At 56.1% G+C, this 16,341-nt stretch carries 11 protein-coding genes and 1 pseudogene; 1 reads left to right on the top strand and 11 read right to left on the bottom strand.

Annotated elements, in window-relative coordinates:
• From ACWNRM_RS13415 to ACWNRM_RS13390, 6 genes and pseudogenes are all read right to left on the bottom strand, one after another.
• Nucleotides 1-315 (bottom strand): transposase (locus tag ACWNRM_RS13415; RefSeq protein ID WP_485172233.1); only part of this gene is annotated, 315 nt, incomplete at its 3' end.
• Between the two features lie 635 nt (nt 316-950).
• Nucleotides 951-1,133, bottom strand: a complete 183-nt coding sequence (locus ACWNRM_RS13410) for a hypothetical protein (protein WP_485171013.1) — start codon at nt 1,131-1,133, stop codon at nt 951-953.
• Nucleotides 1,134-1,251: 118 nt separating this feature from the next.
• Nucleotides 1,252-1,674 carry a cellulose biosynthesis protein BcsD gene (gene bcsD, locus ACWNRM_RS13405; protein WP_485171014.1) on the bottom strand — a complete coding sequence of 141 codons (423 nt, stop codon included), beginning with the start codon at nt 1,672-1,674 and terminating at the stop codon, nt 1,252-1,254.
• A pseudogene (locus ACWNRM_RS13400) lies at nt 1,671-4,693 on the bottom strand (cellulose synthase subunit BcsC-related outer membrane protein). The gene bcsD and the pseudogene ACWNRM_RS13400 overlap by 4 nt, the downstream one beginning before the upstream one ends.
• Nucleotides 4,694-5,366: 673 nt before the next feature.
• Nucleotides 5,367-10,034 (bottom strand): UDP-forming cellulose synthase catalytic subunit, encoded by a 4,668-nt coding sequence (bcsA, locus tag ACWNRM_RS13395; protein WP_485171015.1) that lies wholly within the window; start codon nt 10,032-10,034, stop codon nt 5,367-5,369.
• Between the two features lie 13 nt (nt 10,035-10,047).
• A complete protein-coding gene (locus ACWNRM_RS13390) occupies nt 10,048-10,818 on the bottom strand; it encodes a cellulose synthase operon protein YhjQ/BcsQ (protein ID WP_485171016.1) in 771 nt (256 codons plus the stop codon).
• A gap of 261 nt (nt 10,819-11,079) precedes the next feature.
• Here ACWNRM_RS13390 and ACWNRM_RS13385 point away from each other — a divergent pair, with 261 nt between their 5' ends.
• The gene (locus ACWNRM_RS13385) at nt 11,080-11,253 is read left to right on the top strand and encodes a hypothetical protein (RefSeq protein WP_485171017.1); all 174 of its coding nucleotides are present in this window, start codon (nt 11,080-11,082) and stop codon (nt 11,251-11,253) included.
• A gap of 70 nt (nt 11,254-11,323) precedes the next feature.
• On the opposite strand, the gene ACWNRM_RS13380 is transcribed toward ACWNRM_RS13385, so the two are convergent.
• The 5 genes from ACWNRM_RS13380 to ACWNRM_RS13360 form a co-directional block, all read right to left on the bottom strand.
• Nucleotides 11,324-12,373 carry a family 8 glycosyl hydrolase gene (locus ACWNRM_RS13380; protein ID WP_485172232.1) on the bottom strand — a complete coding sequence of 350 codons (1,050 nt, stop codon included), beginning with the start codon at nt 12,371-12,373 and terminating at the stop codon, nt 11,324-11,326.
• Between the two features lie 487 nt (nt 12,374-12,860).
• Nucleotides 12,861-14,399, bottom strand: a complete 1,539-nt coding sequence (locus tag ACWNRM_RS13375) for a sensor histidine kinase (RefSeq protein ID WP_485172231.1) — start codon at nt 14,397-14,399, stop codon at nt 12,861-12,863.
• A gap of 303 nt (nt 14,400-14,702) precedes the next feature.
• Nucleotides 14,703-14,891 carry a NepR family anti-sigma factor gene (locus tag ACWNRM_RS13370; protein ID WP_485171020.1) on the bottom strand — a complete coding sequence of 63 codons (189 nt, stop codon included), beginning with the start codon at nt 14,889-14,891 and terminating at the stop codon, nt 14,703-14,705.
• A 202-nt stretch (nt 14,892-15,093) separates the two neighbouring features.
• Entirely contained in the window at nt 15,094-15,672 is a 579-nt protein-coding gene (locus tag ACWNRM_RS13365; protein WP_023978043.1) for a sigma-70 family RNA polymerase sigma factor, read from the bottom strand.
• A gap of 170 nt (nt 15,673-15,842) precedes the next feature.
• Nucleotides 15,843-16,316, bottom strand: coding sequence for a sigma-70 family RNA polymerase sigma factor (locus ACWNRM_RS13360; RefSeq protein WP_485171063.1), 474 nt, complete (start codon nt 16,314-16,316; stop codon nt 15,843-15,845).
• Nucleotides 16,317-16,341 lie beyond the last annotated feature (25 nt).

The following is a 16,341-nucleotide window of genomic DNA, read 5'->3' as shown; positions in this document are numbered from 1 at the left end:
CGTTTTGGCATCGGGTACCCGATCCGATAACGCCAGGCCCAGGAAACGCATGAAGGACAGACGGTCGTTGATCAGATACTCCGTCCGTTCATCGGAGAGATTGTTCAGTGTCTGGATCACCAGGATCTTGAACATCAGTACCGGATCGAACGGCGGACGCCCGCCCTTGCTCCCGTCTGAGTAGGCCAGAGCCTTCTCCAGATCAGGACGAAACACCTCGAAATCCACAGTCCGGGAAAACGCTTCGAGCTGATCACCAAGCCCGCTCAACCGGGCAAGCCGCTCCTCAACGTCAAAGAAACCACACTGCTTCATAGCGCCATTCCCTCAGTCAGAACCGGACGAATGGAATCACAGAGCTGGTTTCAAAACCAGTGGGTTCTTCGAACCCTCCACGTGGCAGCGACATTCGCCTACAAGCAGGCGCCCGAGGCGACAACCAGACTGGCCGAGGTGGAGAAACTTCACGCGAGAAGTGATTAATGGTTGGAAGTGATTAATGGCTGGTAGGATGGAAACTTCCGCACGTTGGTTTTGTCTTGTTGAACGCGCTGGTGGGCGATAACCAATCGATCTGAAGCGGGCTCAACTGCCAATGGTGCAGAAATGTACACTACTGCTCTTAACCGGTCCTGAGCCTAGTATTGGCCCGTACGGCAAAGCGAGGCAAACCTTGCGCTAATGCGGCTGATTGATGGTCAAAGTCTGAAGACGCCCTATCACGGACGTCGTCAGGTAACCTCGCATCTTCGCAGGCTCAGATGCAACGTCGGGCGCAAGCGTGTATGTTGGCTCATCGCGTTGACGAGGCTGCACGCGATCAATCAGAAGCCGCCCTCATGCGCTCTGTGCATACATGCATAGATCAACATTGATCCAATGAGATTCCGACCGAGTAATTATGAAGGGATCGTCAGCGTGCCATGACCGGGAGGATGAACCGCATAATATCATCGGATTATCGAGCGCAGTCCGTCAATCTTGTCCGCCAGAGCAGCAATCGCATGCTTGAGGTCATCAGGAATATCCGAACGGTTTGCGGCGATATTGAGGTTTTCGGCATCAGTTTGTATCTCCAGGACCAGCTGCCGTGTTTCGGTCTGTATCCCATCCTCGTCATAATCGTCGTGCATTGAACTCACCCCGTAATTTTTGTTCCAGCGCCACTGGCGGTTAACGCATCAACCGCAGGCTTCGATGCTTGCGAAGCCGCAGGTATCAGTCAAATCATTACGTCTTGACTCCCGCACTTCAGAGTGCGGCATCAGCGATGTACTCCAGGGTCTCGCTACCGTCGGAAGTGACGTGCCTGAGGGCCACCGTCTCGCCCATCTGGGAAAACCAGCCCGTGAGCAAGCCGGCATAGAACCCCGCGAACCACGTGCCGACCGGCGTCCCAAGCGATCCAACTTTGGGATAATCATGCAGGCGAACGTTCAGGATATTCTTCCGCTGGTCATAGACAAGCTGAAGCCGGCCCCACCCGATAAGCGCGAGAAGAGCATTACATTCGAGCTCGAAGGAAGCGGTGGTATTGCAGGCAGGCAAAGGCAGACGCGCCGCCATGCGTTTGCCAACGCTGAAGAGAAGCGCGTCGCTTTCCTCCGCGCCAGCCTGCAATTCGAGTTCGGTTGCAAGGGAGTGAACAAACAGGGAAAAATCAGGCGAAATCATTTCGTCCCCAGAAAGCTGTATTTGGCAGCGACAAAAGCTCGTACTTCGTTCCAAGGCCCAGCCTTCTGATAATCCGCGTTCAGGCTGAGCTTGAGGTTAGGTGTCATGCGATAATCGATGGCACCGTAGATTCCACCTGTAATACCATTGGCGGAATTTCCATCCTGATACGCATAGAGCGGGGCGACATTCGCCAGCAATGCCTGCGTATCCGAATTGGCTGGAAAGGTTTGGGACCGCGACGAGTGATAGGTCTGATAACCAACACGACCGATAACACGCCAGTCGATCTGCTTGTATGTTCCTGCATAGGTGACCGGGAAAGTGAATGCGACGAAGTTTTGAGGCGAGAAATACCCACCATTCCCGAAGGTAAACTGATACTCGTTACGATCATAACCAAACCAGGTGAGGTCCATCCCCAGATGCAGGTTCTGGCGCAGATCGGGGCGCTCCTGACCCCATACCCTGATTTGTCCCCCTGCCCCAGCTTCATAGCCGGTATTGCTTCGCGTGTTACGCCCCGTCAGATAAGAGCCACCGCCACGCGCGTAAAGCGAAGCATTTTCGTCACCGTAAGCCAGTTGGGCGTAGAGCCGGTTACGTACGACGCCCCCCAGGTTGCGCCTGAAGCATCCCGAAGGCCGGAATAGGAGATCAGGGAATCCTGCACTGACCGACGTTCTGCACCAATAGTCAGGACGGTATTGCGTGCAAGTTTGGGCGAAATACTTATGCCGCCCAATACATTCGTCACCGCGAAGCCAAGAGGCGATGTGCCCGCATCAAGGGTGAGCCAGCGCCAGTCATAGCGCGCCGAGAGCGCAACACCCGTTGCATTCATCGAACTGCTCTGATTGAGCGCGCCGCCTATGACACTGTTGAGAGGATTATATCCAATATCACGCAGCCCGTTCACGTCGCCGCTTCGATAGGATCGACTGCTGAGGAATGTTGGCGTAGCAGCAAGGCGAATATGCCCCGCGCCCACGGGCAACGAACCGGCAACATCTGTTGTGACATTGCCCAAACCGTTCAGTCCGGAACCAGAACGACTGTCAATGCCCGGGGATATTGTCACCGAGGCCGCCATGCTGTCACTGATCTGTGTCAGTTCGTCATCCATCTGATGGATCAGCGGGTCGGTCTGGTTGCTCTGCAGCGTGACGTCCTCGCTCGCAAAGGGGTTGGCTCGCCGGACAGACGACTCACGGCCTGGCGAAATCTGCTCGACGCGCAAAAGACGCGCCTGGGCTAGCTCGCGCACGGCTGCGCGAATATTTCCCCTGGCTCGATCGAGCTGCGCCGCAGCGTACCAGCTCCTGGGATCTGTCGGCGCTATCGCGTTCATCTGCTGCACGTACCCGCTCGCCTCCGCATAGCGGTGCATTGAGATACATGTCTGGATCAGCGCCAGACGCGCATCAAGGTCGCTTGGGTCGTGCTGCACAGCTTGCAGGGTGATCTGATATGCCTGGGCATATTGTCCGCCCGAACTGTAGAGACGAGCGAGCGCCAGATTGGCAGCGACCGGTGGGTTGGGCCTGTCGAGCGCAGGCGCCAGGGCCTCGTAAGCCCGGGCTCGATTACCCTGATCATTGAGATGATCGGAAGTCGCCACAGCAAGGCCGGTATCTATCTGGGCAAGCTGCGTCGCCTGCGTTGCGTCGAGTGACTCGCCCTTCAATGACGATGAAAGACGCCGGGCGCGCTCCAGATCCTGCAGGTGGAGATAAGCCCCAGCATAGGCAAGTCTCTGGGCGCGATTCAATCGCCCCCCGGCACGGGCAATCTGCAGATCCAAGACCTGGGATGCCCCTGCCCGATCTCCCCGGTCATAGAGCGTTGTCGCTATAACCTGTGCCAGGCTTCCGTCGGGGTCGCCTTGGTCGAGCATGTGCGCAAAATAGAACCGCGCTGATTCGGGGTCAGTCGGCGCGTTGATTACCTGCGCGCGCAGATCAGCCTGTCTCAATAACCTGCGCAGATCGGGCGTCATCAAACGTTCCGGAACCTGCGCCCTCAGTTCAGCAACCGCCCTTTCGTCACCGGTCTGGGCCGCATAGAACAAGGCCGCTTGCAGCGTAGCAGGATCCCGCGAACCATCGCGCTGCATCAGAGGTGTCATGACCTGCTCTGCATCGGCACGACGGTTCTCAGCGAGGAGCGCCTGCGCATAGTGCAGCCTCGACCAGGACGACAGCGCATTTTCACGGTCGGCACGCTGGAAGATTGCCAGCCTGTCTGTCTGCGTCGAGGCCTGATCTGCCTGGCTGTCATAGATCAGCGCCTTGAGCTGCGGGTTATCCATCGAACTCTGCGAAAGGACAGAGTTGGCCTCATCATAGCGATGGTCCTCGATCAGCGCTCGTACGAGACGCTCACGATAGGACGTGTTACGGGGTTCAGCCGCGATCAGCGCCTGATAGGCCTCAATTGCCTCGTCACGTCGACCGGTGCGCTCCATGATATCGGCCCGCATTGCACGGAGCCACGATTGCCCCGGTGACTGCCTGATCATCGGGTTGATGAGTGCCAGGGTTTCGGCATAGCGTTCGTGGTTGAAGAGGTAATTTGCCCGTGCATAGGCGTCGTCGAGCACAGCGCCACTCTCGGCAGCCTTCCAGCGTGCTGCCGAGGCCGGATCCGCTTCCATGGCATGATCGAGATAAGTTTTAGCCTCGGCATCACGATGCTGCCGCATCAGGGTCACGCCAAGCCCTCCAAGGGTATCAGCATCGTTGGGGGCGGTTGTGAGGGCCTGACGAAAGGCAACGACTGCCGCCTGTAGATTACTGGCCCGGAGTGCATCCCATCCCTTCTGGCGTTCGACCTCAAAGGGTTTCAGGGTATTGCCCAGCGCGCGCCCACGAAGAGCCTGGATATCCTTGTCCTCGGGGTGGGTCGCGAGATACGAGCTGATGACAGCGTCGGAGGATGCCGTGGCGGGAAGCCAAAGGACCGACTGACGCGTGGTCGTGTTGATCTGCTGACGTTGCGCCTCTGTCAGGCCCGGCATTTTTGCCAAAGCCTCCAGACGCTGGATTCCGGTGACACGGTTTTTCTCATCCCAGACCAGGGACTGGGCATAGGCGATCTGGTACTCGACGTTGTTCGGCGCGCCTGAAACCAGTTTTGCCAGACCCTGCTGCGCCTTTTCGCGCTGGGCGGGCACACCAGCGAGCGTGCGGTAATATTCAAGCGCATAAAGCGACGGCGGGCGATCGGGAAACGCCTTGACGTAAGCTGCCGCCGCCTGCGCTGTGGCACCACGTTGAGCCAGCGCACGCGCATTCTGTATGTCGGTCCCGGGAGCGGACCGTGCCTGCAGATCCATGTCCAGCAATCGTCCCGCATCAGGATCATTGCTGTGATCGCGGATCTGCTTGAGGATACGATGTGCCCCGGCGATATCGCCGTCCTGCAAGCTCATCTGTCCTTGCAATACAAGAACATCCGGGTCGGAAGGGGCGAGTTGCCGGGCCTGATTAAGCGCAATGCGCGCATCATCCATGCGCCCGTGCTCAAACCAGTAACGAGCGCGCTTTACCACCGCCGGAAGGATTCTACCGCTATCCGATGACAGGCTGCTTTGTGACGGCGGCAGGGATGCGCCATCAGCAAGGGCCTGACCAGAGGTGAAACTGGCGAGAAGCGCTGCGCGCAATGCGATCCTGCGGTATCCGGTACGGTCAGTGGTCACGATGCATTTCCCTGGCGCGACGTCGTGCATGGTTGGTGAGAACGTGGAACAGGATCAGGACCCCAAGTCCCACGCCAATGACGGCCAGCAGGATGACACGGAAGGGATGATCACCGAGATACAGATCAGGCCAGAACCAGAAGGGCAAGGATCCAATTGAATAGGTCGGCAGATTGCGGGTTGCGAGGATATGCGTGCCATTGATCAGCGTCAGATCGCCCTGGATCATGGGCTGGGTTTTCGGGCTGCGCATGGCCTGTATGAGGCGTTCGAGCCCCTGGGGCGTCTCGCTGAGCATCAGCAGCATCGTGGCATCAGAAGAGAAAGGCGAGCGCCGCTCGATCAAGGCACCACCGTCTCCAAGAGACGTCGTCGCACTCAGGGCTTGCAAGGTGCTCGCCTGTCCACCGCCGTCGCTGCCATTTATCGAACGGGCGAGCAGACGAAAAGGCTCCAAAATGCCCGAGCGGGTATAATTAAGCGTAGACCCGGAAAAACCGTAAGGCGTACCACGCAAAAATCGCTCGACTGCAGGCGAAGAGACTGAATTATCCATGACGATCAGGTTGCGTGTCTCGTTTTCAGACACGGCATCGGCGTGAAGAACAGTCAGCCCGGAAACCGGGAAGTGAGTCGACGCACCAAGCATCCCGACCATGTCCAGGAAGGCTGATTCCACACCCTCAGAGTGATTGGCCGGCAGGACGATCGCCGTATCAGACAGATCAGCCATACGGGTGAACGGAAAGCCTGAATTTGCGAAATACGCCAGATTGGGCAGTTGAGTATAATGATAGGCCCGTGTGAGATCGATTGTGGAATCCGGATCGATGCTCATACGCAGATCCTGCGTCATGCCACTGCAATCGCGTCGACCGACAGGGCGACTCTCCAGATAGAAACCAAGCGTATTGGCACCGTAAATGGCCCAGGGCGGAATGGAGACATGAGCGGATTGCGCTCGAGAAGCATCGGGCCACAGGCGACGAAGCCAATCCGGCAAATCGGAGGGCGGTGCGAGCGAAACGCTCTTGAGATAGATACCATTGACGCTGACATCCACATGCGAGCGCTGACGGTCGACTTCCGTTCCCAACGGTCCACGCACCGTAAAATGCATGCTCAGGGGATGGGATCGCCAGGTATAGATATCAGGCGTAGTGCGGAAAGGAACAGAGATTGTCCCTGGCACATATCCATAACCCTGCAATGACGAGAGTGAGACAAGGTCACCGATACGAATTGGCTGACTGCGCGACACAAAACCCGGAGCATCATAGGGCTTGCGGGGCTCTATGGTCACAGGCGGTGCATTGATGCGGGATGCGTGCGGAAAACCCTTGCTTGAAAAAGCAACCGATCGCGCGGCGGCCAGAACCTCGTCATCGGTCCGCCCGGTCACGATAAGGACCGCACCAAATGGATCGTTGGTATTGACGGTCTCGATGACAGTTGGTCCCGAGATTGTGCCCTGACCCGCCAGCGTCTGTCCGAGCCCTGAAGCAGGCCCGACAACAACAGCCCCACCAGAAGGTGGCAACTCCGAAAGGACAGGAAAGGAGGCACCACGGTAGTCGCTGTGAGCGCCAAACCAGGAAGCGAGAACTGCGGAGGCTTCAAGTGTATGTGGTGAACTCTGACGTGCAATCACGAAAGGGACACGAGCAGGCGTCAGGACAGCTTCATTGAAGAAGGGGGCAGGCAACGCTGCCAGATCACGCGACGGCGGCAATGGCGCCGACGTGATGGAAAGGCTCGACTGCCCAAGGACCTTTGCCCAAAGCAATGAACTCGTCTGGTCACCGCAGTTGAGCGTATACTGACCCGCAAAATGAAAGGTCAGCACGTTACTCTCCTTGAAGAAGAGCGGATTGATCGTGAATGTCAGCCCGTCAAACTGCGGCTTTGCCTTGTCCGGATGAATAACGCCGATAAACTGGTCATTCAGGAAGATGGTCACGCCGCTACCCGCGGGCAGCATATCTGGCGACATGGCGCCATGAAGCGTGAGCGTAGCGGCCGTAACGACTTCAGATGATGGTACGCCAAAGTTCAATCCCTGGATGGGAATCCAGGGCGTCATGATCAAGGTATCAGCGCTTCCCAGCTGGCTGAAACTCCAGGACGTGGTTCTGGCACTTTCCAGTTCATCATGCGAGGCAGAAGGCAGATTGTCCGAGGCCTGTGGAACCGCCGCGCCTGAGGTCGGGGGGGAAACCTCGCCTGCGGCTGATGTGACGGATTGGTCCGCCGACGCTGGTTTGACGCTTGTGACCGAAGCCGCAGGGGCTGCACTCAAGATCGGGGCTGGCACTGATTGCCCGGAAGATGCCGTAGGCGTCACACCCGATGGCATCGGGAGATCGCCAGGACCCTGCTGTGCTCTTGCTCCTGTTACGCCAGGCATGCTTCCAAGACCAAGGCATAAAATCATCACTCTGACCATACCTGCCTTTGGACGCACCACCACCGCAGTCTTCTGCGGCACGGACTGCACGATGCGTGGCTTGAGAGCGACAATATTTTTCTTCTTGCGGAAGGTCGCAGGCTTGAAAAGGTCTACGATGCTTCGCAGCAACAAGAGGATAGACCGCGGCAGGCTGTCCGGCTTGTAATCGGCCCAACTGGCCCATGCGTCCCGCCGTCCAAAGATAACTCGCACGATCTGGGCCTCCTGAAGAATTGTTGTTGTGGCCCAACCAAGCGCCAAAGTGCCTTCTGTTGTGGCGCGGATAACCTTCGCTGGAAGCGCATAAGTCTCGTTCCGATCCGGAACGAGCACTGTGATCAGGCTTTTGTCAGGCAGGGCATCGACCGGCGCGTGACCGTGCAGCAACCCACCACCGCTGGAAAAATTTTCACTCGTATATTGGAACATGCGTCCATCAGCCGTGCAGACCGTGACGGGTACGACCATGTCAACGCGGTGGCTGCGACGGATCTGCATGGACTCCCGGCCGATTGAAATGGCGGCCAGCACGATCACGATACTGACAGTGATCCAAAGAATGTTCATCAGCAGAGCGTTTGTGACGATCGTATCATGATGGGTATGGGCCAGTCGGTAAAATCCAACACCGAGCGCGGCAAACAGAGCAACTGCAAGGTAGACATTTGGATAAATTGCGCTCCAGTCGAGATAGGAACGGTCCAGAAGCCCACCCTTTTCCGTAACGTTGAATTTTCCTCTGCGCGGAAAGATGAGCGTCATTACACTCACACGAGCGAGAAAAGGTGCCAGAGTCGTTTCATACACCTCGCTCCAGAGCGAATAGCGCCAGTTCCGGTTGGTACGGGCTGACGTCAGAACACTATGGACCAGGTGTGGCACCGCATAGATCGCAATCGCGAAGGGTGACGCGTCAATCAGGGTCTGATTGAACAGCAGGTACGCCATAGGCGAAGTCAGAAAGATCAGACGTGGAATTGCGAACAGAAAACTGGCGATTGCAGCGAAATAGCAGAGACGCTGCGCAAAATTGAGACCGGGACCGGTAAGGGGATTGTCGAGGCGAAGAATCTGCAACATGCCACGGGCCCAGCGCATGCGTTGCCCGACGTGAAGAATAAGACGTTCAGTCGACAGGCCAGCTGCTAGCGGCTTTGCGAGATACGCTGTGGACCACCCGCGCCGCTGCAGTTTAAGCGCTGTATGCATGTCCTCCGTGACCGTCTCAACTGCCACGCCTCCAATTTCCTCGAGCGCAGCACGCCGGATGACAGCACAAGACCCGCAAAAGAATGTTGCGTTCCAGAAATCATTACCATCCTGGATAAGACCGTAAAAGAGGTTTCCTTCAGGCGGCACGATTGCCCCGTGAGAAAAGTTTCTCTGGAACGGGTCGGGTGAATAGAAGTGGTGAGGCGTTTGGATGAGGGCGAGATGCGGCTTGAGCAGGAAGGGCGCAACGGTCTCCTGAAGAAACGTTCTGCTAGCGATGTGGTCGCAGTCGAAGATGGTAATGAGCTCACCCTTCGTGAGCTGCATGGCATGATTCAGGTTACCAGCCTTGGCATGGTTGTGTTCTGAGCGCGCGATATAGCCAGCCCCGCAGGACTCGGCAAATTCGCGGAATTCCTCGCGATGTCCGTCATCGAGAAGATAAACATTGATTCTGTCGCTCGGCCAGTCGATCCCCAACGCAGCCAGGACGGTCTGTCGGACGATGCGCAGTTCCTCATTATAGGTCGGTATGTAGATGTCCACGCTGGGCCAGACAGCAACATCCTTGGGCATGGGCGTGACCTTGCGCTCAAGAGGATGGAGAGTCTGGAAATAGCTCAGAATGAGCATGATAAAGGCATAGATTTCGGCAATTACCAGCACAGTGCCCAAGGCCGATTGCGTCCATGTGCTGAAATTGAGCGTTTCGGTCAGTCGCCAGCTCAGATACCGTAGCGATACGATAATCGAGAGCCCTTTGAGCACGAGCGTGGCACGTGGTCCGGGATGCCGGTTGACCAGCATGAACAGCGCGATACCGAAAACACAGACGATCGTCTGTCCGGCCAGATTGAGATGCACGAAAGCGGCAATCACCATGCACAGGATAGCGAAGGCGACGAACCCCGTCCGGATGGCCGTCCGCCCGGTGGAGTGATCTGCATTATCAAGCCATGACTCCAGCATGGCAACGATGTGTCTCACGTGCTTCATATGCGCGACCGCCTCAGTGCAGACTGTCGATGGTCTGAATCAGGCGTGTGCCGATCAGCTCGAGATCGGCAGCCGCCCGTGAGTATGGGGCGTAGTGCTGAACGAGCCTTTGGCTGGCGAACGCTTCACCAATGTGTTCGTCACGGCACACCGTACCAAGATGCATGTGCCCAATTTTGCGCACGATTTGGGGCATAGCCATCGACCCCACCCGGTTGAGGGGATCAAAACGATTGACGACAATCCTGTGTGTGAAATTAGCTGTCTCGGCAGGGGAAATTCCATAGCAACTGGCTGAATGGATATCAGGCAGCAAGGAAATGCAGGACGCTTCGGCCGTCATGACAGAGACAACGATATTGGCGAATGGCAAGATGGTTGAAAACGCCACGGAATAGCCAGGTGACGTATCAACAATGACCACCGTATCATCTTGCTCGCTAAGGCGCGCGACCTCAGAGACGACCAGATCGGGGCGTAGCCTCAGCGCGTGCTCAAAATCCGCCTGGGCGTGCAATGGCTGAGATCCGAAAGGATAAAGCCGAATGTCGTTAGACGTCTGCACCATTGCCCCCTCCCATGAACGACCCGCGGCAATACAACTGGACAGCCCATAGCGATGTGACATGGGAACCCCGAAATGCAGTCGAAGCGCGTTTTGCGGATCCAGATCTATAACGATGACGTTCGGCGTACCGGCGCGCCGGATTTCATCCGCCAGATGCGCTGTCATCATGGTCTTTCCAACACCACCCTTTGGCGAGGCTATGCAGATGAGGGTCATACTCTCAGAGTGCTTCCATAAACCGGTTTACGAACATTTCAGCGACGGAACATTCCATGAAGGCGCTTTGGTGGCTCACTTGCGGCGGATTTCCCAGAACGAAGGCGGCTGAAAAGTTCGCCGAGCGGCAGGTCGCGCCACTCAGAGTTCGGCGCTGGTACCTTTCCGGGGGATGAGACGTGAACAGCCGACGCCGATCCCGCCTGAGGCGCTGGCGTTGCCTGGTTTATGAGGGGGTGCGCACGCTCGGGAGACGATTTTATGACGCTTTCTGGGGGTTCGACTGTGCCTGCATTGCCGGAGAAGACGGGCACCTCTTCAGTTAACTTCCGCGACATAGTGGGTCTTTCGCTCATGACCGGACGCCCCGGCGGGATCTCGGGCGTCATGCCCGGCTCGGATGCGACAATGCGCGACAAGGCATTGAAATCCTGAAATCCATCGTCTTCAGTTACTGGCAATGGCTCGGAAAAAGACTCATGAAGTATCTTGAAGGTATCAGGCATCAAACCAGCTCCATGGACGCAATTCGTGAAAGCAGAGTGAGTGACGCTGAGTAGTAATCATCACTTTCTTTCAACTCGGGGAGATCAGGAAGAGCATCTGCTCCATTCAGAGCCACAAGATAGACAGCTCTGAATCCGGGAGGAGCATTGTATGGCGAGCGCTCTCCCGTCATGAGATCGACCCATGCCGGCAGGGCCGTCATCGAATAATTCTGGCTGACGGCGTAAAGCGATTGGGTCAGCGAGGCAGGCATACGCTTGCCCCATTTCATATAAAGAGGGATGCGTATCGCATCGTAAGAAAAGCGCGGTGGATAGTTGGGGGCCGGGACAAGTCGCTCTGATTTGCGATCGATTGCGAGCCAGTCGGGGGGCAAGCCCCAAAGACCAAACCGACTTGACTGAAGCAGTTGCTGACCGTGCTCGATAACGGTTTTCCAAGGTCCGTCAGGATCAAGCAGCGCAGCGCGCTCAAGTGCAGGCATGAGGTAGTAGGAAAGATTGACGATTGCTGATTTGGGACGGTCGAACCCCCGCATGCCTGGCAGGAGCACAACCCGGCTTCCAATCTTGCGCACACACTTCGTCGCGAGGCTATGTACAATTGCCTTTGCCTGTTCGAGATAAGCCTCGGATCGCCAAAGAATTGCCGCGCGACGCAAAGCCCATACAATCATCAGATCGCCGTCGGTCGCATTATTCGTATCGCTCACATGTGGTGCCGTAGGGGTCCAGCGCCAGCTGTGAAGGTTGCCGTCCCTGTGCTTTAGATTTTCTCTCGTCCACGTCCATATCCGGTCGAAGGCAGGCTGATCATTGAACGTGGAGGCAAAAAGCAGTCCGTAGCCCTGCCCTTCCGAGTGCGACACGTCGTGGTTTCCAGTATCGACAATACGTCCTTCAGGATGCAGGAAACGCTTTTTGTATAGTTCCCAGTCAGGATCACCCAGGCCCTGCGTCTGCGCAAATGCGCATTCTGCCACGGAAAAATACGCAGGGAGTGCAAGGGAGCCACGGCAAAACTGGCGCCTGACCATGGAACGAAACATTAACGATCTTTCGATATTATTAGCATTACGATAACGAATAACAACATCACCTTGCTATTCAGATACCATTTTCGTCAATAGTTTTGATCAGCGAGGTCTACAATGCTCGGGGAGTAGGTCAATCTCGTCAACGTAGATGTCAATCTCTCGCTTTCCCACAAAAGAACGTTAAAGTTCTGATTGTGGCTAGGTAAAATTTCCAGATCCAGCAAAACAGCAACCGGTCGCGATGATCATGCGACGGAAATTATTGCGAATTTACTAGCGACAGCGATAGTTTGGGGTTTACAGCCGCTGGAATGCTTGTGCCCGATGCAGGGCCAACTTGGTTGCCATCGGTCGACATGAGGCACAAAGGCTTTAAAGTGGAATAGGTCACAGCCATGAGTGCCACCCAGCCTCGCGCTGACATGGAAATGCCAGAATATATGTTCCTCGATGTGGCCATATTGCATCAAAGTGATGCGCTGACCTCGACTGAAGCGCGTCAGGCCAGATTACGACGCTGCAAGTGCACCGGGAACACCAGCCGATAAATCGTGCCCTCTTCCGAAATGATATCCAGAGTGGCGCCAAGCTGCCTGGCAAAGCCGCGAACAAGTTGCAAGCCAATTCCCTCGCGCTTTTCGCTGTCGGATGGGAAGGCAAGACCAACACCATCATCCTCAATCAATAACAGGGCCGTGTCGTCAAGGCGACTGAGTTGTATGCGAACGGCGCCGGTTCTTCCCTTCGGGAAAGCGTACCGCAAGGCGTTTGTCACGATCTCTGTGACGATAAGAGAGAGCGGTACAGCCTGATCCGGGGTGATGGGCAAGTCCTGTACATCAACGGACAGGCTTATGCGCCCCTTATTTGCATGACTGTTTGCCGTAAATATCTGACTGGCAAGCTCCTCGAGAAATGCCCTGATATCGAGAGTGCTCAGACCACCCTCCGGATACAGATAGCGATGCAAGGTCGCGAGAGACCTCACACGGTCCCTGACAAGGTGAAACTCCTCCTTTGCCTCGGGAAGCTTGATTCGGTTTGCTTGCAGATTAAGGAGTGACGCCACAATCTGCAGGTTGTTTTTCACTCTGTGGTGAATCTCACGAATCAGGAGATCCTGCTGTTTCGTCGCCTTTTGCAATCGGGTTTCGTGACGATCCAGCCGTTTGGTGGCTCGACTGAAAGCGCGTTCCATTTGTCGAATTTCAAGAGGGAGTGATTTTGGAAGATCCGGCTGAAAAAGTCCGTGTCGGCGCCATTCCGAGACACTCGATGCCAGTTTCTCAAGAGGCTCTACCAGATAACGCTGAGCGGCCAATGCTACGAGGAGCAGCTCGACAATCAGAATAAGCACGATGAGCATGACCCGGGCGAGAAACAACTGCAAAGCTCTTGTTTCGGCGGCGCTACGGACGGAGATTGCGACGATGCTCGTAGGGCCATATCCAGGGATCAGCGTATAGTAGACATCGTCCACCTCGAAATGATCGGAATGGCGACCGGTCTTCAGATCGGCCATGAGGCGATCCGTCACTTCCTTGGACCAAGGCATTTTCACATGTTGCCTGGACGTCAATGAGACAGGTGGGGTGTCTGCTGTAAACAGCCATAGATCGGTGGCCCCCGCGTCGAGATCCGATAATGGGTGTGCATACTGCGCAGTTGCGACAAGCTCCTCATTGACCAACGGGCGAAAAGCGATGAGATGCCCGGGAACTGTCGAGCCTGAACGGTCAATATAGACAAGGCTGATAGCTGACTTCGCGAGAAGCACGGTCCCCGCTTTTACGATTTCCGGACGACCGCTGTCGTTCGATAAACGATCCTGGGTGATCGCTGCATCACGCGCCGCGTTAGTCAGAGCGAGAAGATTGGCCTGACAAGGATTGCCGTCACGCTCCCCGCCCACGCTGCTTGCGATGATATGGCCACCCCGATCAACCAACTCCAACGCGCAGTAGTGCTGCTGACTGATGGACTGGACAAGCTGGAACGCACGGGGCGCCAACTCTTCGTGCAAGGTGATTTGCGACAAGGTTTCAAGAGCGCCTTGAGATCGACCCAGATCAGCGGAGATCTCATGCCTGGCGCTCAATGCATCAGCACGCGTTCGCTCGAAGCTGTTATCCGATGTTGCGAGATAAGCATGCCACGCCAACACGCCGGCAACCGATGCGAGGGGCAACGATGTACATATTATGAGCGCCATAACACGCGAGCCTACCGTATCAAGTAGGCCTGACTGCGAGCGAAGATTTTTAAAAGGACGGAGAAGGAAGAGCTTCAACCTGTGAACCCCAACGGTTGATTGATTACGCGGGGCACGCTGTTTGTCCTGTCAGGACTTGGTCTCGTCACGATCTTCCTCGATAAGTCGCAGTAACTCGTCAGGAATGGGCTCGTTTGCGACATCGTCGAAAAGCTGGTGCAACCCTCGCTTCAGCCAAAGATCAAACGGATTATCCACCTCATGGTCAGGGGCTGCCTGATGGGACTTCTTCGGCGCACCGTCCTTTCCCCCAGTCATGTCCTCACCTCAACGAAACGAATAAACCCATGCGATCTTAACAATGCGCTGCGGGACGAGTTGCACTCACAAAAATCAATCTGCGCATTTTGAGTAAAAGAAAAGACCCAATCGCGCAAAAGGGGAATGAGCACTCCCATCCCCCCTGCCAGTTCTGCAAAAATGTCGTAGCCTACGTCCGCCTTGACAGCATGATAAACAATCAGAACGTGAAAAGATCGTCAGATTTGAGTCCCTTACGACGACGATCATCCAACGTAGCACGCAGTGCCGCGACCTTCACGCGAAGCTTATCGTTAGCCGGCAGGTCGCCTGTCATCCAGGCTTCGAGCTGGCGACGAGCACGAAATACACGGCTCTTGGCGGTTCCGACCGCGCAACCCGTTGCTTCCGCAAGGGCTTCATAGCTCATACCCTGCACCACGACCATAACAAGCGCCTCGCGCTGGTCTGCCGGCAGGCGAGACAGAGCCATAGACAGATCCTTGAGAGCCAGGCTGTCTTCGTGAGTGGCGTTGCTCGCGAAAGACGAAGCCGGCACGTCCTCGATATCCGTCGTTTCACGACGCTTGCGCAGATCCGAAATGAAGCGGTTGCGCAGGATGCGGTGCATCCAAGCCGAGAAATTCGTGCCGGGGATGAAGCTGTCCTGAGCAGCCAGGGCATTGCATACCGCGTCCTGAACCAGATCCTCGGCAGCGGAACGGTTGCGTGTCAGGGACAGAGCCTGAACGCGCAGTTTGGGGAGAATCTGGATAACTTGGTCATGGAAGCTGGTCATGCGAAAATCCTTCTTCGCTCGGTGCTTTTCAACGGACCAATGAACGGGCGAGAGAAGAGGTTGCATGCAATGACAAAAAACTGAAAAATTTTGTCAGAGTCCTTAAATGCCTTGTCGCAAGGGCAGTCTGTGGCGGTCAGGAAGAACGCTTGCTGCTCTCTAGGGTTAATCTAGACGGATTTTTCAGGTGGTGAGGCAATCTCGGCAAGCTGGGCCCGTGCTCTCGACACACGCGCTTTCATGGTACCGACCGGACAACCGCAAATCGCAGCGGCCTCCTCGTAACTCATCTCCTGGGCACCCACGAGAATCAGCGCCTCACGCAGAAGGTCAGGCAGACGCCACAAAAGTTGTGAAAGATCCATGACGCCATCCTTGTATCGATCGCGCTCATCAAACCCTTCCTCACTACCTCGTGATATCTCACCAAGGATCTCCGTTTCTTTCACCTTGCGACGGCGCTGCTCGAAGAAAACATTTCTCAGGATCGTAAAAAGCCAAGCCTTGAGATTGGTCCCCGCAATGAAACTGTCACGCGCGGCGAGCGCACGCAGAACCGTGTCCTGCACGAGATCGTCGGCGGCGGAGGCATCTCTGGTGAGGTAGCGTGCAAAACCGCGCAGATCGACGAGGTGTGTGGCAATTCCCCGCCGAACGGGATCAGCCTTC

It is taken from the genome of Asaia sp. A2, assembly GCF_057319415.1.
This window is presented reverse-complemented; position numbering and strand designations above follow the sequence as displayed.